We start from the raw sequence: 17,886 nt of genomic DNA on the forward strand, positions 1-17,886 counted from the left end.
TAATCCGGGTCATACGATCTTGGAGAAGTCGCACCGCGTGAGTTTCCCCGCAGGAGCGACCCACCTTTTCTTTCTTTTCGTCGACCGATCCTGACCAGAAGGTCCACCTTGAAGATTCGCCGTATTCTCGCGACGGCCGTGGCCGCCGCCGTGACGACTCCCGTCGTCTTCCTCTCGGCCGCTCCGGCGTTCGCCGACACCAAGCCGTCCGCGCCGTCGCAGACGCAGGAGCAGCAGCCGACGATCGAGGAGCTGCAGAAGAAGGTCGCCGAGGCGCAGAAGGCGTACGACGACGCTGTCGCCGCGTACGACGGCGCCGAGAAGGCGCTCGCTGCCGTCGACGCCGCCGACAGCAAGCTGAAGCTCGCCGTCGCCGACGCGGAGAAGGCCGTCGCGACGGCCGACACCGCGGTGAGTGCCGCGAACGAGAAGCTGTCCAAGGCCGAGGCCGACCTGAAGGCACTGCCCGTCGATGCCACCCCCGAGCAGAAGGCGGCCGCGGAGCAGGCCGTCGAGACCGCCAAGACCGGCCTGACGACGGCCACCGCCGACCGCAAGGCCGCCGGTGAGAAGCTGACCAAGGCCCGGAGCGACATCAAGGCCGCGCGCGACGCCGCCTCTGCCGAGGTCGAGCGTCTGCGGATCGCCAAGGAGGCCGCCCTCAAGCTCCTCGACGCGGCCAAGAAGGCGCTCGCGGACGCCGTGCCGCCGCACCCGGACTGCAAGGACGTCAGCGACCAGCTGGCGATCTCGATGACCGGCCCGAAGAAGGTCGTCGCCGGCGGCAGCGCCGAGTTCAAGCTGCGGGTCACCAACGACTCCAAGCAGACGCTCGACGCGGCCTACGTCACCACCGACCTGCTCGCCGAGAAGGACAGCCTGCTCGACCACGCGAAGCTCGAGTGGGGTCCGCTGAACAGCGAGTGGGCGGACCTGGACGCGGAGCACGGGTTCATCGACCTGGAGACGATGAAGCCGGGCGAGAAGGTCGACCTCCTGGTCCGCCTGACGGTCGACGCCAAGGCCCCCAAGTCCGAAGCCATGTTCGTGGCCGAAGCCGGCTATGACAACAAGGACGGGTCCTGCGGCTACATCGCCGAGGGCGCCTTCGTCGGCTTCGACGTCGCCGCCAAGGCCAAGGACGAGGAGAAGCCCTCCACCGGTTCGACGGGCGGCTCCACGTCCGGCGGCAACACCGGCACCACCCAGCAGGGCGGCACCTCCACCACGTCCGTGACGTCCACCGGCCAGCTGGCGAAGACCGGTGCGAACGACGTCATGCCGCAGTTCGCCCTCGCGGGCGCCGCTGCCGTGGCCCTCGGTGCCGGCGCGATGTTCGTCGTCCGCCGCCGCAAGGCCGGCGCCGACGCCTGATCCGCGCGATAGGTGAGGGGCTCGCATTCCACCCGGAATGCGAGCCCTTTCGCCTTTCCGGTCATCCCGCCGTGCGCGGAATGCGTTTCTCCCATGTCCGGTGGAAGGCGACCTCGTCGCCCCGTCTGCACACCACCTCGTTCGACGTGAGGAATGCGTCCGCGTCGCACGAGATCTCCGAGCGCGTTTCGATCGTCACGTCCCACGCCATCTCCGGCCGGTGCAGCCGGATCGACCAGTCCGAGCGGGCGCGGGCCGACAGTGGATCGTCCTCGACGATCGTGTACGTCTCCAGGGCGTCCTCGGTGAATTCCAGGCCGTCCGGATAGACCCGCGTACCGCCGTACCGGGGGTCCACCTCGAGGCGCCACTCGCCCCTGGCCACGTCCCGTACCACCAGCCGCTCCGGGCGGGGCTCCTCCAGCGTCTCCGGGACGCTCACGCCCAGCGGCTCGGACTGCTCCGGCGGCTCCCACTCCACCGCGTCGTCCGTGGGGCGGCGCACCGGCAGTGTCAGGTGGGAGGTGACCGGGTCGAGGGTGAAGCCCGCCGCGTCCGGCTGGGGCCAGATCCACGGCCAGTACGCGGAGGAGACGGCGAGGCGGACCCGGTGGCCGGGCGGGAAGGTGTGGCCGATGCCGTTGAGGTCGAAGACGACGTCCTCGGGCTCCCCGATCTGCGCCTCCACGGCCCGGTCGCGGCCGTAGCGGGCGGAGAGGTTCAGGACGCCGCGGGTGACGAGCGTCGAGGAGCCGTCCGGGGCGATGTCGCAGAGCCGGGCGACGACCTGCCCGGTGGGGGCGCCGGCCCGCAGGTTCAGGCTCACGCGCGGCCGGCCCAGGATCTCGATCGGCTCGCCGTCCTCCGGCACGGGGAAGTCGAAGCAGGCCGAATGGGCGTCCTCCTCGCGCTGGTCGGGCGGCAGATCGGCGTCGTTGCCGAAGGGGAAGAAGCGCCCGGCGTCGAGACCGGTCTGCTGCGGGGATTCGACCAGGACCGGTTCGCCCGCGAAGGCGTAGGTGACCGGGGTGACGTTCGGGGACGGCCAGGCGGGGTCGGCGACCCACCGGCCCGGGAGCTCGTCGTAGACGGTGGCCGGCGGGTGGGAGCCGCTGATCCAGGAGCGCAGCAGCGGCTCGGCCATCACGTCGTTATCGACGCCCTTCAGGTGGTGGTCCCACCAGCGCAGGGTCTCCTGGAGGAAGCCGATCGCCGGGCCGGGCGGCAGACCGCGGTCCGGGTACTGGTGCGACCACGGCCCGATGATGCCCCGCACCCGGTCCTGGGGGAGGTGCTCGACCAGCCTCAGCACGGTGTCCCGGTACGGGTCGTGCCAGCCGCCCACGGCGAGCACGGCCGAGCGGATCGCGCCGTAGTCCTCGCAGACGCTCCCGTGCCGCCAGTACGCGTCCCGGGTCTGGTGCGCGAGCCAGGTGTGCACGAGGGGCTCCACGGACTCCAGGCGCCGCAGCCACAGCTCGCGCCACTCCTCGCCCAGGTACCGGGGGTCCGGCGGCCGGCAGACGAAGGCGAGCATCGTCGCGGCCCAGGCGTGCATGTCCACGGCGAGGACGGAGCCGCCCATGTAGTGGACGTCGTTGTCGTAGCGGTCGTCGGTCGAGCAGACGGTGACGATCGCCTTCAGCGGCTCGGGGGCCAGCGCGGCGATCTGGAGCGCGTTGAAGCCGCCCCAGGAGATCCCGAACATGCCGACCTTCCCCGTGCACCAGGGCTGCTCGGCGAGCCAGTTCACCACCGCCACGCCGTCGGCCAGCTCGACGGCGTCGTACTCGTCGCCCGGGAGGCCCTCGCTGTTCCCGTGCCCGCGCACGTCGACCCGTACGGAGGCGTAGCCGTGCCCGGCGTACCAGGGGTGGCGCTGCCGGTCCCTGGGCGCCGTCCAGTCGGTCAGGCGGTACGGCAGGTACTCCAGGAGGGCGGGGACGGGCTCGTCGGTGACCGGCCGCCAGATCCGGGCGTAGAGCCTCGTGCCGTCCGGGAGGGGGATCCGGACGTCCTCGTGGGTCGTCTCGTACGGGAACTCGGTGCGGATGCGCATGTCGTACCTCAGTGGACGGGGTGCATGGTGCGGCGCAGCCAGGGCGCCAGGGCGATCACGACGAGGCCCGCGGCGACCACACCGGTGACGATCAGCCGTACGGCACGGCGCATGGCGTCGGGGGCGAGCGCGAACTCGGCCGAGTGCTTGCGCCCGGCCAGGTGACGGCGGCCGAGGACGTACCGGAGCAGGCCGAGGGTCATGCCGACCGCCGCCGCCGAGAAGCCACAGTGGTAGCCCTGGTGGTCGGCGAGGCCCGTGCCGGCGCTGTTGCGGTCGGCGAGCCAGCCGCCCGCGACGGAGACCAGGTAGACGAGCGTGCCGTAGGCGGCGGCGAAGGAGGCGGCCGTGCCCGCGTCCATGCCGAGTCCCTCGTTCGCCACGGTGTCGGCGAAGTAGAGGACGAGGACCGCCTGCATGCCGAGGAACGAGAACCGCTCCCAGGCCTCCAGGCCCGAGAGGGTGAGGAGCCCCTTCGGCCGGCCGAAGAAGGCATGATCGTCTTCGGGCGGAGGCCGCTCGTCGTTCGCGTCCGGCTCGATCACTGTTCGGGACAAATCGCCTACTCCTGGTCGTATCAGCTGATCACGAACATACCGGGGGTGGCGGGAAGGCGCCCATGGTGATCGAAAGGCGACCGGATACGCTGACTTGAGTGAATCGAGCGACACATCGACAATCCGTGTGATCGTCGGCAGCAGAAGCAGGCGTCAGCAGACAGGAGACCCCCTCGTGACCGTCGTCGGGCCGTTCGGTCTTAGCGTGCGGGACCAGGCTCTTGAGGCCGATGTCCAGACCGGATTGGCGGCCGTGGAGGCAGGGCTCCTCGACGCCACCAAGAGCGAGATCCCGTTCATCACGGAGGCCGCCCAGCACCTCGTGCTGGCGGGCGGCAAGCGCTTCAGGCCGCTGCTCGTGATGCTCGCCGCCCAGTTCGGCGACCCCTACGCGCCGGGTGTCGTGCCCTCGGCCGTCGTCGTCGAGCTCACCCACCTCGCCACGCTCTACCACGACGACGTCATGGACGAGGCGGACGTCCGGCGCGGCGTCGACAGCGCGAACACCCGATGGGGGAACTCCATCGCCGTCCTGACGGGTGACTTCCTGTTCGCCCGCGCGTCGCACACGCTGGCGGACCTCGGCCCCGAGGCCGTACGCATCCAGTCCGAGGCGTTCGAACGCCTGGTCACCGGTCAGATCCTGGAGACCGCAGGACCGCAGGGCGACCGCGACCCCGTCGACCACTACCTCGACGTCCTCGCCGGCAAGACCGGCTCGCTCGTCGCCGTCTCCTGCCGCTTCGGCGCGATGATGTCCGGCGCGGACGAGTCCGTCGTCGACATCCTCACCCAGTACGGCGAGCGGCTCGGCGTCGCGTTCCAGCTCGCCGACGACGTCCTCGACATCGCCTCCGACTCCCACGAGTCCGGCAAGACCCCGGGGACGGACCTCAGGGAGGGCATCCCGACCCTTCCCGTCCTCCGCCTGCGCGCCGCGGCGGCGACTTTCGGACGTTCCGAGGACGTGGAGCTGGTCGAGCTCATCGACGGCGACCTGACGGACGACGAGCGGCACGCCGAGGTCCTGCGCCGGCTGCGCGTCCACCCGGCCCTGGAGCAGGCCCGGCGGGACACCGTCAGGTACGCGCAGGAGGCGCGGGCGATGCTGGCGCCGCTGCCCGGGGGATACGCGAAGTCGGCTCTGGAGGAGCTGTGCGACGCGGTGGTCCACCGGGCGGGCTGACGCCGGAGGGTCGATGCCGGGCGGGGTGGCCGGACGGGCTAGATGCCCTAGGGGTTGTCATCCCGTAGCAGTACGTCAGGTTGATGCCGGAGGCTGACGATTCGGCGCCGCCGCTTTGGTCAGATGGAGTCATCGACCACGGAGGTTAGGACAGACCATGGCAGAGACCCGTAAGGCGAGCCGCTACGTCGTCCCGTTGGCGGTGGCCGGAGTGGCCGCGGCGACGATCGGACTCGTACCGGCGCTGGCGGCGTCCGGCGACCCCGACCTGCCGGAGATCACGGCACAGCAGCTGATCGAGAAGATCGCGGCGTCGGACACGCAGACGCTGTCCGGCACGTTCAAGGTGACCACGGACCTGGGGCTGCCGTCGGTGGCGGGCCTGGCCGACAGCTTCGCGGGCGGTTCCCCGTCCGGCGGCTCGTCGTCCGTGGATCCGCAGGAGCGGCTGACGCAGCTGGTCTCGGGCACGCACACCCTGCGGGTGGCGGCGGACGGCCCCGAGAAGCAGAAGCTGACGATCGTGGACGGCTCGGACGAGTACAGCCTGATCCACAACGGCGACGACGTGTGGGCGTACGACAGCGCGTCGAACGAGGTGTTCCACGAGAAGGGGGACGCCTCGGACCGCCCCGCCGAGGAGAAGGAGCTCCCGGGCACCCCGAAGGAGCTCGCGGACGAGGTCCTGAAGGCGGCGGGCGACACCACGTCGATCACCGTGGGCGGTACGGCGAAGGTGGCCGGCCGGGACGCGTACCAGCTCGTCATCAAGCCGAAGCAGGGCGGCTCGACGGTCGACTCGGTCAAGATCGCGGTGGACGCGAAGACCGGGACGCCGCTGAAGTTCACGCTGGCGTCGGTCGAGGGTGGCAAGCCGGTCGTCGACGCGGGCTTCACGAAGGTCGACTTCGCCAGGCCGGCGGCCTCGACGTTCGACTTCAAGGCGCCCAAGGGTGCGAAGGTGACCGAGGGCGCGGCCGGCGCGGACGGCGCGGACGGCGCGGCGCACGGCAAGGCGCCCGAGGACCTGGAGAAGGAGTTCGACGGCCTCTTCGGCGGCATGGTTCCCGGCGCCGGCGGCGCGGGGGCCGAGGGCATGAACGTCATCGGTGAGGGCTGGACCACGATCGCGAAGATCGACACCGGCGCCCCGGCCCCGAAGACGGGCGAGGCCCCGCAGGAGGTCCAGGGCTTCCTGGACGCGCTCGGGGACAAGGTCAGCGGGAAGTTCGGCTCGGGCACCGTCTTCAAGACGAAGCTCGTGAACGCGCTGATGACGGACGACGGCAAGGTCTACGTCGGCGCCGTGACGAAGCAGGCGCTGGTGGACGCGGCGAACGCCGGGAAGTAGCGCGGGATTGGGACCCCGGGCGGGTCGGGGGCGATGGTCACCGACCCACCCGGGAGTTCTTCGTGCCTACGGCCGGCGTACGGCCTGCGGTCTTACGGGAACGTCAGCTTGAAGCTGTTGATGTAGCCGGTGTCGATCGCGGCCCGGTCCTGGGCGCGGAGCTTCCAGGCACCGTTGGCGACCTCCGAGGAGGCGTTCACGGTGTAGGTCTGCACGATGTTGTCGGCGCTGCCGCCGGACCGGTTGTGCAGGTTGTAGACCGAGCCGTCGGGGGCGACGAGGTCGACGACGAGGTCACCGCGGTAGGTGTGGACGATGTTGACGTCCACCGCGAGGTTCGAGGGCGCGTTGCCGGTGATGCCGGTGACGTTGACCGTCGAGGTCACCGCGGCGCCGTTGTCCGGGATGGACACGTCGGCCGTGTTCTCGAAGACCGTGCCGGTGGGCGGGGTGGTCGTACCGGCCGACAGGGTCCAGATCGCGTGGGCGACGGCGTCGCTGTTGCGGTCCAGGGCCGTGTCGTTGATGTTCGACGTCGTGTCGCAGGAGGAGTGGTAGCAGCGGTCGAAGGCCGTGGCCGTTCCGCCCCACTTCTGGACCTGGGCGCTGGACTTGACCCGGCTGGCGCCGGTGAACAGGCCGCCGACGGGGATGCCCACGTTCTTGAACGAGGCGTGGTCGGAGCGGCCGTCGCCTTCGGTCTCGATCTCGGTGGGCACACCGATGCCGGCGAAGTAGCTCTTGAAGGTCTGCTCGATGGTGGGGTCGTCGTCGTAGACGAAGTAGCCGGGGTTGGGCGACCCGATCATGTCGAAGTTCAGATACCCGGAGAACTTCGAACGCTCGGTGCTGGGAAGCTGGTTGACGTAGTACTTCGACCCGACGAGTCCGAGCTCCTCGGCGCCCCACCAGCCGAAGCGCAGGTGCTTCGTGGGCTGGAGGTTGGCGCGGGAGACGGCGAGCGCGGTCTCCAGGACGGCCGCGGAACCGGAGCCGTTGTCGTTGATCCCGGCACCGGACGAGACGGAGTCGAGGTGGGCGCCGGCCATGAGGACCTGGTTGGGGTCACCGCCTGGCCAGTCGGCTATCAGGTTGTAGCCGGTGGCGCCGCTGGAGGTGAACTGCTGGATGCTGGTGGTGAATCCGGCCGCGTCCAGCTTGGCCTTCACGAAGTCGATGGACGCCTTGTAGCCGGGGCGGCCGTGGGCGCGGTTGCCGCCGTTGGCGGTGGCGATGGCCTGGAGGTCGGTGAGGTGCTGCTTGACGTTGGCGAGCGGTATGTCCGGCGCGGCAGCGGCGGCGGAGGGCGCACTGGGCGCGGCGTTCGCCGTGGCGCCGGTGAACCCGGCGAGGGCCATGGCGGTCACGGCCGCGAGCGCGGCGGCACGTCTGGGAACGGAGAGGTTCATGTGGGGGCTCCGGATTCCGAACGGGGATGGGAACGGAACGTGCGAGACGCCCCGACGGCTGTGCAGTCGCGGGGCGTTGGAGCTGTGCGGTGGCGCTGTGCGTGTCGATGCGGGGTGGTGTGATGTGCGTGGTGAATGTTCAACGAGAGTTTGACTGAGCGTCAAGAGCGGAAACCGGTCAGAAGCGTTCGCTCACCGGACGAGTGTGCGGGCGGACGTGCCGTGCGCGCCCCGAACGCCAGGTCCGAATCCCGCCAGCGGGCGGATCGCGCGCGCGTGACGCTGGAGCCATGACGACCTACACCGCACGTGCCATCGAGCCCGCCGTCCTCGCCGGACTCCGGGTCACGGACGACGCCGGCCGGCCCGTGGCGCCGTACACCGCCGGAACCGCCGAGGAGGGCAGCCCGCTGCGCTGCTGCCTGCGGAGCATCGTGCCGGGGGAGCGGATCGCCCTCGTCTCGTACGCGCCGCTCCGCCGCTGGGCCGCCGCGAGCGGGGCCGCCCCCGGGGCGTACGACGAGCAGGGGCCGGTCTTCGTCCACGCGGAGGAGTGCGCCGGACCGCCCGCCGCCCCGGAGTCGTACCCCTTCGACCGATCCGGAGCGCTGCGGACGCTGCGCCGTTACGACGCCGAGGGGCGGATCGTCGGCGGGCGGCTCCTGGAGATCCCGGCCGAGGCGACCGAGGCCTTCGACCAGGCCTTCGCGGAGGCTTTCGCCGATGAGCGGGTCGCGCTCGTGCACATCAGGGCCGTCGAGTACGGCTGCTTCCAGTTCGAGGTACGGCGGGGAGCCTGACGGCGCGCCGCCCGCCCGGACACCGTCACTCCACGCAGAACTCGTTCCCCTCGGGGTCGGTCATGACCACCCATGTCGTCCCCCACTCCGACACCCGGCGCTGGACCGAGGCGCCCAGGGACTCCAGCCGCTCCACCTCCCCGTCGCGGGCGTCGGGGCCCGGGTGGAGGTCGAGGTGGACGCGGTTCTTGACGGTCTTCGGCTCGGGGACGCGCTGGAAGAGGATGCGGCGGCCGCGCCCGGTGCCCGACTCCTCCTCGAAAGGATCGTCCGGATGCCGGACAGCGGCCAGATCGCGCCAGCCGTGGCGGCCGTCCGGGAGCATGACCGTCAGCTCGGGCGGGGCCGCGCCGGCGTCGAGGAGGCGCTCGACGAGAGCGTTGTGGTCCTCCTCCACGTAGCCGAGGGCGGCGGCCCAGAAGGCGGCCTGGGCGTGCGGGTCGGCGGTGTCGATCACGAGCTTCCAGTGGAGCGGAGTCATGCCACCAGTCGTACTGCTCGCGCGATCCGGGTCGCGAGAGGCATGACCCGCGTTCACCCCGATGGGCAGTCGTTCCGGCTCCGTCGCCCGCCGACCGTCGCCCGTCGCCCGCCGACCGTCGCCCGTCGCCCGTCGCCCGTCGCCCGCCGCCCGTGCCGGTGGCGATGGTGGCGCTGGTCTCGGCGACGGGGCTGCGGGGCGCCAGGGCCGTGAACGAGGCGCCGGAGGTCCCGGACGCTGCGACGAAGGTCACGGCGGGGTGAGCGGAGGCGCCCTTAGTGTGGAGGAATGAACGACTCGCCCGACTGTCCGCTGGTCGGAGTGGTCGCCACCTACCTGCCCCGGCTGGCGGAGTTCGCCTTCGAGCCGGGGCTCGTGGCCGCTGTCGACCAGCACGCGGCGGCCGTGTGCGACGCCCTGGTCCCCGCCCCGCGCCGGCCGGACGAGACGGCCCCCGCGCTCCGGCGGAGCGTGCGCCGGGAGGACCTGGCCGACTACGTCCTCGGCTTCACGGACTCGCTGTCGGAGGCCGACTGGAGCGAGCCGGTCGGCCACGACTTCGCGACGCTGCGCCTGACGGCCGTGTGCTGGCTGATCCGGGAGCACGACCTGCTGGCGGCCTGAGCCGCCGCGGTCACGGCGACCCGGGGCTCACGGCCTCGTGGGCCTCTTCAGGAGACGGCAGGCGTCCGGCCGGGGTCGGAGGCGGCCCCGGCGTCGGCGCGCACAGCACTGCTCGCCGTCGCCGCCACCACAGCCGACCCGGCCGCCGCGCGCTCCGCGGCCGCCAGCGCCGCCCGGCTCCGCCGGGCCGTCCGCAGCGCGTCCCAGGTCAGGATCGTCAGCGCCAGCCACACCAGTGAGAAGCCCGCCCAGCGCTCCGGCGGCATCGCCTCGTGGAAGTACGCGATCCCCAGCACGAACTGGAACATCGGGGCCAGGTACTGGAGCAGTCCCAGCGTCGACAGGGGTACGCGGATCGCCGCCGCTCCGAAGCAGATCAGGGGTACGGCGGTGACGATGCCGGTCGCGGCGAGCAGGGCCGCGTGCCCGGTGCCCCCGGTGCCGAAGGTGGCCGAACCCTGCGAGCCGAGCCACAGCAGGTAGGCGAGGGCGGGCAGGAACTGGATCGCGGTCTCGGCCGCCAGGGACTCCAGGCCGCCGATGTTGACCTTCTTCTTCACCAGGCCGTAGATACCGAAGGAGAAGGCCAGGATCAGCGAGATCCACGGCGGCTGTCCGTAGCCGACGGAGAGGACGAGCACGGCCGTCGCCGCCACGCCGACCGCCGCCCACTGCGCGGGCCGCAGCCGCTCCTTCAGTAGCAGGACGCCCAGCGCGATCGTGACGAGCGGGTTGATGAAGTAGCCGAGGGACGCCTCGACGACGTGGCCGGCGTTGACCGCCCAGATGTAGACGCCCCAGTTGACGGTGATCACCGCCGCGGCAAGCGTGATCAGGCCGAGCTTGCGCGGGCTGCGCACCAGCTCCCGTATCCAGCCCCACCGGCGGACCGCGAGGAGCGCGACGACGACGAAGGCCAGGGACCACACCATGCGGTGGGCGAGGATCTCGACCGCCCCGGCGGGCTTCAGGAGCGGCCAGAAGAGCGGGACCAGACCCCACATCCCGTAGGCACCGATCCCGTAGAGGAGACCCGCTCGTCCCTCGTTGTCCGTCTTCACCGAACCTCCTGCCCTGCGCCACGCCGTCCTGATGAAGGTAGCGCCGCACAGGGCAGGCTGTCATGTCCGTACCGCGATACGGTCATGACTTTCGCGTCGGCCCTTTCCCGGGGCCTGAGGGCGCCCGGGTGAGGGCCCGCGCGGGGCCCACGGCCTACCCGAGGGCCTTCGCGACCGTCTCGGCGAGCGGGGTGGTGGGGCGGCCGATGAGGCGGGACAGGTCGCCGGTCCGCCGGGCGAGCGCCCCGCGCTCGATGGCCTTGTCGACGTCCACGAGGATCGCGGCGAAGGGCGCCGGGACGCCGGCACCGGTCAGGATCGCCTCGTGCGTCCCGGCCGGGACGTTGTCGTACCCGATCTCCCGGCCCGTCTGGCGGGCGACCTCGGCCGCGTACTCGGCCAGCGACCAGGCGACGTCGCCGCTCAGCTCGTACGCCCTGTTGACGTGCTCCTCGGCGGGGCCGGTCAGGACGGCGGCGGCCGCGGCGGCGTAGTCGGCGCGCGCGGCGGAGGCGACGCGGCCCTCGCCGGCGTTGGCGACGACGGCGCCGTGGGCGAGGACGGGGGCGAGGTTCGCGGTGTAGTTCTCGGTGTACCAGCCGTTGCGCAGGAAGGTGTACGGCAGCCCCGAGTCGAGGATCAGCGTCTCCGTCGCGCGGTGCTCGGCGGCCAGGTCGAAGTCGGCTTCCGGCCCGCCGAGGATGCCGGTGTACGCGAGCTGGGCGACGCCGGCGGCCTTGGCCGCGTCGATCACGGCGGCGTGCTGGGCCACGCGCTGCCCGACCTCGCTGCCGGAGATCAGCAGGACGCGGTCGCCGGGCTCGAAGGCCCCCGCGAGGGTCTCCGGCCTGCTGTAGTCGGCGATCCGCAGCTCGACGCCGCGCTCGGCGAGGGCGGCGGCCTTCGCCTTGTCGCGGACGACGGCGACGACGGACTCGGCGGCCACCTGGGCCAGGAGCTCGTCGATGACGAGACGGCCGAGCTGTCCGGTGGCTCCGGTGACGACGATGCTCATGGGTGGTTCCTTCTCCCGTGGGGTGCGGTGGGCGATGCACTCACCGTACGGGAGGCGCTAACTCTGAGAAAGTACCCACTTTGAAGTAAGGTACTGGCATGGAAGTAAGTGGCCCGAAGAGTCTGCTGGCCGACGTCGACGGTGCGATGTGCCCGGCGCGGCTCGTCCTGGAGCACGTCACCAGCCGCTGGGGCGTCCTGATCCTGATCGCGCTGCGGGAGCGCTCGTACCGCTTCAGCGAGCTGCGCCGGCAGGTGGGCGGAGTCAGCGAGAAGATGCTGACGCAGACGCTCCAGACCCTGGAGCGCGACGGCTTCGTCCACCGCGACGCCAAGCCGGTCATCCCGCCCCGCGTCGACTACAGCCTGACCGAACTGGGCGAGGAGGCCGCCGGCCGGGTCTGGGAGCTGGCGCGCTGGACCGACGCCCGGGTCCCGCAGGTCCGGGAGGCCCGCGCCCGCTACGACCAGGCACGTCCCGGAAAGGCCACAGGTTCGCCCCAATGATGTTGTAAACGCGGCGAGTTGGTGTCCACACGTCGTACGATCTCCTCACCACTCGGGGCAAGTGTGAGCGTGCGTGGGGGATACGTGACATACGGGTACCGAAGAGTGCTGCGCGCCTGCGGGGGAGCCCTCGCGTGCGGCCTGATCCTGACGGCGTGCTCCGACGCGGGCGACGACGGCGGAGGCGACGACGGCAAGGGGGGCACACCCTCGGCGACGGCGTCCGGAACGGCGACCGCCCAGCCCGCCCCGACGCCCTCGAAACTCGGCTTCACCGCCGACCCGAAGCGGGCCCCGAAGAACGAGGCCGAGGCCAAGCGGCTCGCCTTCGCGATCGTCGCGGGCCCCGAGTCCTGGGGGGCGGACTTCGTCAGACGCACCCCGTACCTCAGCGCCGACGACTACTGGCCGGTCCTCTCCGCACAGTGCACCTGGGAGACCGGAACCCGCCCGCGGACCGTGCTCCACAGCGTCACCGCCTACGGCGAGATCCCCGCACGAGCGGGCCGGGGCGCCCTCCGGGTCTCCGCCACCGTCACCGTCCACCGCACCGAGACGGACGCCGACTGGGAGATGGCCGAGACCCTGGAGGAGGCACTCCGCTGCCCCGCACAGCGACTGCGCGACGGTGAGCGGATCACCGGCCTGATGTCCCTCGGCAGCCCCTTCGGCGTCGGTGGCAACTTCACCGCCGCGGACTCGCTCAGAGAGGCGGGGTCGTACGTCAACGACGCGGTCAAGGGCGAGCAGACGTACTCCTGGTACCAGTCCCGCGTGGGACAGATCACCGTCGCCGCCGTCGTCAAGGGCGCTCCCGGGCACGTGGCCAAGGAGGTCGACAACGCGCAGATCCAGGCCCTGGTCGCCATGGTCGGGCGCGCCGAGGACAGCCTGGAGGTGCAGTCATGACCCCCGCAGCTCTTCAGCCGCTCAGGACCTCCGATCCCTCGGCGATCGCCGGATACCGGCTGCTCGGCCGGCTCGGCGCCGGTGGCATGGGCGTGGTCTACCTCGGCCGTACGGACAACGGCGAACTCGCCGCCGTGAAGGTCACCCACGCCGACCAGGCCGACCAAGCCGACTTCCGCGCCCGCTTCCGCCGCGAGGTCGAGGCCGCCGGCCGGGTGGCCAGCCCCTGGGCCGTCCCCGTCACCGGCGCGGACCCGGACGCCCCCGAGCCGTGGATGGCCACCGCCTTCGTCCCCGGCCCCTCCCTCGGCGAGGCCGTCGCCGCGCACGGCCCGCTGCCGGAGCGGAGCGTACGCATCCTCGGCGGCGCGCTCGCCCGCGCGCTGGCCGCCGTGCACGCGGCCGGACTCGTCCACCGCGACGTCAAACCCGGCAACGTCCTCCTCGCCGTCGACGGCCCACGCCTGATCGACTTCGGCATCGCCCGGGCCACCGGCGAGACCGCGCTCACCTCCACCGACATGGTCGTCGGCACCCCCGGCTTCCTCGCGCCCGAACAGGCCGAGGCCCGCGCCGCCGAGATCGGCCCGCCCAGCGACGTCTTCGCACTCGGCTGCCTCCTCGCGCACGCGGTGACCGGCCGCCCGCCCTTCGGTACGGGAGCGGTCGACGCCCTGCTGTACCGCACGGTCCACGACGAGCCCGACCTCGCCGGCGTACCGGACGGGCTCCTGGACCTCCTGCGCGCCTGCCTCACCAAGGACCCGGCCGGGCGGCCCACCGCCGAGGAGATCGCCGAGCGTCTGACGGAGGACGCGCCCGGCGCCGGGAACGACTGGCTGCCCGCCCCGGTCGTACGGACCATCGCCGAGCGTTCCGCCGCCATGCTCGCCCTGCCCGAGATCGAGTCCACCCAGCTCGGCACGGCGGACGACGGAGGCCAACAGGGCACCGGCAGACGGAGGTTCCTGCTCCTGGCCTCCGGCGGCGCCGTCCTCGCCGCCGGAGGCGGCATCGCCGCCTGGGCCGCGCTGCGGAACGACGACAAGGACCGGAAGGCGGCCACCGGGCCGAAGAAGCGACGATGGGTCATCGGCGTCCACACCGACCTGACCGGCCCCGCCAAGGACATCGGCCGTGCGCAGGAGCGGGGCGCCCGACTCGCGGTCGAGCAGTTCAACGCCCGTGAGAACAAGCCCTTCACCCTCGAACTCAAGGTCTCCGACGACGGCGGGGACAAGAACAGGGCCCTGGCCGCGGCCCGCGTCCTCACCGGCGACCCCGACGTCCTCGGCGTCATCGGGCCCACCTCCGACTACACGGGACTGGCCGCCCTCCCCGCGTACGACGAGGCGCTCCTGCCCGTGATCACGGTCTCCGCCGGGCTCAACCTGCTCTCCAACCGGGCCGGCGGCCAGGGGCTCTCGATGGTTCAGGCGTGCCCGCAACACGTCTACGCGGGCATGTGCCTCGCCTACTACGTCCTGACGAAGACCCCGAGCGTGCGGCCGGGCGTCCTCCAGGAGCGGACCGACGACACCTACGCCTGGCAGTACATCGGCGGCGCCACCTTCGGCTTCCGGCAGGCGAAGGTCGTCCCCTTCCCCCGTGTCGTCCCCGGACCCACCACCGACTACAAGCGGGTACTCGGCAGCATGATCGCGGAGGGCATGGACGCGTACGTCCACTGCGGCCTCGCCCCGAGCGCCGTCATCGCCGCCCGCGCACTCGACGAACTCGGCTTCACCGGCATGAGGATCACCGGGCAGCACGTGTTCACGCCGCAGTTCCTCACCGAGGCGGGGAAGTCGGCGGAGGGCTGGATCATCGGCGCGCCGGTCGTCGACCCCACGACCCGCAAGGAGGCCTCGGCCCTCATCGCCGCGCACCGCAAGCGGTACGGCGGGACCCCCGCCTTCTACACGGGCGAGTACTACGACATGGTCAACCTCCTGATCCAGGAGGTGGAGAAGGCGTCGAAGGGCGGGAAGCGCCCCGACCGCACGTCGCTCGTCGCCTCGTTGCGCAAGGCCAAGTACACCGGCGCCATGGGCGGCTACGTCTTCGACCACGAGGACGGACACCTGACGGGGGTCGGCACCTTCATGTACGCCGTCGAGAACGGCCGTTACAAACCGCTGGAGTTCGCCCCCGCCGTACCGCCCAAGAACAGACAGGTCTGACCGTGCGGCCCCTCCGTCCCGCCGATCCCTCCACGATCGCCGGATACCGTCTGCTGGGCCGGCTCGGCGCCGGTGGCATGGGCGTGGTCTACCTCGCCCGGTCCGCCCGCGGTGCGCTCGTCGCGCTCAAGCTGATCCTGGCCGAGCACGCCGCCGACCCCGGCTTCCGTGAGCGGTTCCGGCGGGAGGCCAGGGTCGCCGAGCGCATCACCGGCCGCTGGGTGGTCCGCGTCCTCGGTTCCGACCCGGAGGCCCGCGAGCCCTGGCTCGCCACCGAGTTCGTGCCCGGCCCCTCGCTCGCCGAGGCCGTCGCCCTCCACGGCGCCCTGCCCGAGGAGAGCGTACGGGCCCTGGGCGCCCGGCTCGCCGACGCGCTCGCGGACATGCACGAGGCCGGACTCGTCCACCGGGACGTCAAGCCGGGCAACGTCCTCCTCGCCCTCGACGGGCCGCGGCTGATCGACTTCGGCATCGCCAGGTCGGCCGGGGCCACCGCCCTCACCGCCACCGACGCGATGATCGGCACGCCCGGCTTCCTCGCCCCCGAGCAGGCCCGCGCCGCCGGTGCGGGCGAGGTCGGTCCGCCGAGCGACGTCTTCTCGCTCGGCTGCGTCCTCGCCTACGCGACGACCGGACGGCCCCCCTTCGGTACGGGCGGGGTGGCCGCCGTCGTGTACCGCACGGTCCACCAGGAACCCGACCTCGACGACGTACCGCAGGCGATGCTGCCGCTGGTGACCGCGTGCCTCGCCAAGGACCCGGCGGACCGGCCGACGGCCGTGGAGGTCCGTGCGCGGCTGGGGTCCGCCGAGGGGCCGGCGGGCGACTGGCTGCCGCCCGGGCTGCCCGCACTGATCGCCGAACGCTCCGGACGGGTCCTGGACCTGCCCGTCGCGGAGCCCACCGTCGTCGTCGCCTCCGGCACCCCGGACGCCGCCTCCCCGTCACGGCGCCGCTTCCTGGCGCTCGGCTCCGCGGCCGCCGTCGCCGGGGCGGGCGGACTGACGGCCTGGCTCGTGAACCGCACCCCCGCCACCCCGGCGACCGGCGGGCCGCCCGGGGCCCTGCCCACGTACCGGATCGGGATCCAGACCGACCTGAGCGGACCCCGGGCGGCGGACGGGCGCGCCCAGGAGCGCGGGGCCAGGCTGGCCGCCGAGACCTTCAACGCCCGCCCCGACCGGCCTTTCGACCTGGCGCTGAAGGTGCTGGACGACGAGGGCCACCCTCCCCGGGCCGGAGCCCTGGCACGGGAGTTCGTGAAGGACCCGTCCGTCATGGCCCTGATCGGCCCGACCACCCGCGAGACCCTGCTCGCAGCCGCCCCCACCTACGACGCGAACCTGCTGGTGACGGCGACCGTCGCCGTCGGGATCGACCAGGGCGACCTGCCCTTCCAGACCATCAACCCCGTCTACCGCGAGCTGCGCGTCCATCACGACATGCTGCAACTGCCCTTCACCAGCATCGCCCTCGTGCACGGCGCCAAGCGGACGGCCGTCGTGCAGGACCGGGCGGCGGGCGACTACGCCTGGCGTACGGCCCACTCCGCGCAGACCACCATGGCTGCGGTGGGCGAGACGGTGACCGTCCACCAGATCGCTGCGGACGAGGAGGACTTCGGTCCGGTGACGCGCGAGGTCGTCGCCGCCCGCCCCGACGCCGTGCTCTACGGGGGCGTCTCCCCACGCCGCGCCGGACTGTGCGCCAAGGCGCTGAAGCAGCAGGGCTACGGCGGGCTGTGCGGGAGCGTCGAGTACGCGCTGGGACCGGAGTTCCTCTCCACCGCCGGACCGGCGGCCGAGGGCTGGTACTTCGGCACCACCTACGTCGATCCGGCGCTCGTGCCCGCGGCCAAGGGGTTCACGGCCGCCTATCGCAGGCGCTGGGGCCTGTCGGGCACGGCGCCCGTCGAGCGGTTCGCGGTGGAGGCGTACGACGCGGTGACGTGCCTGGCCGACCGCATGAGGGACCTGGTGTCGGGCCGGAAGCTGGCGATGACACGGATCGCCGTGCGCGGCGCGATGCGCGCGTTCTCGTTCCAGGGCGTCGCGAAGATGTACGGCTTCGACGAACAGAACGTGATGATGTACCGGTACAACAAAGAGGTGTTCGTGTACCGGATCGAGCACGGCGCCCCGCGCTACCTCGGGCAGTTCGAGAAGTTCACGGACGAGGAGAAGAAGCGTCTGAAGGGGTGAGGGGCCGCAGCGGCCCCTCACCCCTTCAGGGTGCGGCGGGTGTCAGCCGACGACGGTCCAGGTGTCGTTCCCCGCGAGGAGCTGGCCGAGGTCGCCCTTGCCGTGCTGCTCGATGGCGGTCTCCAGCTGGTCGGCCATGAGGGTGTCGTAGACGGGGCGTCGGACGGAGC

Annotated in this window: 14 protein-coding genes and 2 pseudogenes; 9 read left to right on the top strand and 7 right to left on the bottom strand. The window is 72.0% G+C overall.

Features of this window, described 5'->3' with window-relative positions:
- Positions 1-108: 108 nt before the first annotated feature.
- On the top strand, positions 109-1,374 hold the full coding sequence (locus ACF1G2_RS25670; protein WP_391800508.1) for an LPXTG cell wall anchor domain-containing protein: 1,266 nt from the start codon (positions 109-111) through the stop codon (positions 1,372-1,374).
- 61 nt (positions 1,375-1,435) lie between these two features.
- On the opposite strand, the gene ACF1G2_RS25675 is transcribed toward ACF1G2_RS25670, so the two are convergent.
- Positions 1,436-3,433 (bottom strand): CocE/NonD family hydrolase, encoded by a 1,998-nt coding sequence (locus tag ACF1G2_RS25675; protein WP_391800509.1) that lies wholly within the window; start codon positions 3,431-3,433, stop codon positions 1,436-1,438.
- A 35-nt stretch (positions 3,434-3,468) separates the two neighbouring features.
- Positions 3,469-3,990, bottom strand: a pseudogene (locus ACF1G2_RS25680) (MFS transporter); the annotation flags it as partial.
- Between the two features lie 175 nt (positions 3,991-4,165).
- Between ACF1G2_RS25680 and ACF1G2_RS25685 the strand changes: the two are divergent.
- Positions 4,166-5,176, top strand: coding sequence for a polyprenyl synthetase family protein (locus ACF1G2_RS25685; protein ID WP_391800510.1), 1,011 nt, complete (start codon positions 4,166-4,168; stop codon positions 5,174-5,176).
- A 157-nt stretch (positions 5,177-5,333) separates the two neighbouring features.
- Complete coding sequence (locus ACF1G2_RS25690; RefSeq protein ID WP_391800511.1) at positions 5,334-6,527, top strand: outer membrane lipoprotein carrier protein LolA; 1,194 nt, start codon at positions 5,334-5,336, stop codon at positions 6,525-6,527.
- Positions 6,528-6,619: 92 nt separating this feature from the next.
- On the opposite strand, the gene ACF1G2_RS25695 is transcribed toward ACF1G2_RS25690, so the two are convergent.
- The gene (locus tag ACF1G2_RS25695; protein WP_391800512.1) at positions 6,620-7,936 is read right to left on the bottom strand and encodes a M28 family metallopeptidase; all 1,317 of its coding nucleotides are present in this window, start codon (positions 7,934-7,936) and stop codon (positions 6,620-6,622) included.
- Positions 7,937-8,226: 290 nt separating this feature from the next.
- Here ACF1G2_RS25695 and ACF1G2_RS25700 point away from each other — a divergent pair, with 290 nt between their 5' ends.
- Positions 8,227-8,736: a DUF1203 domain-containing protein gene (locus tag ACF1G2_RS25700; protein WP_391800513.1), complete on the top strand. Its 510-nt coding sequence runs from the start codon at positions 8,227-8,229 to the stop codon at positions 8,734-8,736.
- Between the two features lie 25 nt (positions 8,737-8,761).
- Here ACF1G2_RS25700 and ACF1G2_RS25705 read toward each other — a convergent pair whose 3' ends face one another.
- Entirely contained in the window at positions 8,762-9,217 is a 456-nt protein-coding gene (locus tag ACF1G2_RS25705) for a VOC family protein (protein WP_391800514.1), read from the bottom strand.
- Between the two features lie 288 nt (positions 9,218-9,505).
- Between ACF1G2_RS25705 and ACF1G2_RS25710 the strand changes: the two genes are divergently transcribed.
- Positions 9,506-9,841 carry a DUF6401 family natural product biosynthesis protein gene (locus ACF1G2_RS25710; protein ID WP_391800515.1) on the top strand — a complete coding sequence of 112 codons (336 nt, stop codon included), beginning with the start codon at positions 9,506-9,508 and terminating at the stop codon, positions 9,839-9,841.
- Between the two features lie 47 nt (positions 9,842-9,888).
- Here ACF1G2_RS25710 and rarD read toward each other — a convergent pair whose 3' ends face one another.
- The gene (gene rarD, locus ACF1G2_RS25715) at positions 9,889-10,902 is read right to left on the bottom strand and encodes an EamA family transporter RarD (RefSeq protein WP_391800516.1); all 1,014 of its coding nucleotides are present in this window, start codon (positions 10,900-10,902) and stop codon (positions 9,889-9,891) included.
- Between the two features lie 154 nt (positions 10,903-11,056).
- A complete protein-coding gene (locus tag ACF1G2_RS25720; RefSeq protein ID WP_391800517.1) occupies positions 11,057-11,917 on the bottom strand; it encodes an NAD(P)H-binding protein in 861 nt (286 codons plus the stop codon).
- A 98-nt stretch (positions 11,918-12,015) separates the two neighbouring features.
- On the opposite strand from ACF1G2_RS25720, the gene ACF1G2_RS25725 reads away from it, so the two are divergent.
- The 4 genes from ACF1G2_RS25725 to ACF1G2_RS25740 all read left to right on the top strand — a co-directional run bounded on the left by ACF1G2_RS25725 (position 12,016) and on the right by ACF1G2_RS25740 (position 17,716).
- Positions 12,016-12,423 carry a winged helix-turn-helix transcriptional regulator gene (locus ACF1G2_RS25725; RefSeq protein ID WP_391800518.1) on the top strand — a complete coding sequence of 136 codons (408 nt, stop codon included), beginning with the start codon at positions 12,016-12,018 and terminating at the stop codon, positions 12,421-12,423.
- A gap of 84 nt (positions 12,424-12,507) precedes the next feature.
- On the top strand, positions 12,508-13,332 hold the full coding sequence (locus tag ACF1G2_RS25730) for a hypothetical protein (protein WP_391800519.1): 825 nt from the start codon (positions 12,508-12,510) through the stop codon (positions 13,330-13,332).
- On the top strand, positions 13,329-15,515 hold the full coding sequence (locus ACF1G2_RS25735) for a bifunctional serine/threonine-protein kinase/ABC transporter substrate-binding protein (RefSeq protein ID WP_391800520.1): 2,187 nt from the start codon (positions 13,329-13,331) through the stop codon (positions 15,513-15,515). The genes ACF1G2_RS25730 and ACF1G2_RS25735 overlap by 4 nt, the downstream gene beginning before the upstream one ends.
- Before the next feature lie 2 nt (positions 15,516-15,517).
- A complete protein-coding gene (locus ACF1G2_RS25740) occupies positions 15,518-17,716 on the top strand; it encodes a bifunctional serine/threonine-protein kinase/ABC transporter substrate-binding protein (RefSeq protein ID WP_391800521.1) in 2,199 nt (732 codons plus the stop codon).
- A 42-nt stretch (positions 17,717-17,758) separates the two neighbouring features.
- Here ACF1G2_RS25740 and ACF1G2_RS25745 read toward each other — a convergent pair.
- Positions 17,759-17,886: pseudogene (locus ACF1G2_RS25745) on the bottom strand (2-oxoacid:ferredoxin oxidoreductase subunit beta); the annotation flags it as partial.

The organism is Streptomyces sp. NPDC013457 (assembly GCF_043089925.1).
Lineage (GTDB): Bacteria > Actinomycetota > Actinomycetes > Streptomycetales > Streptomycetaceae > Streptomyces.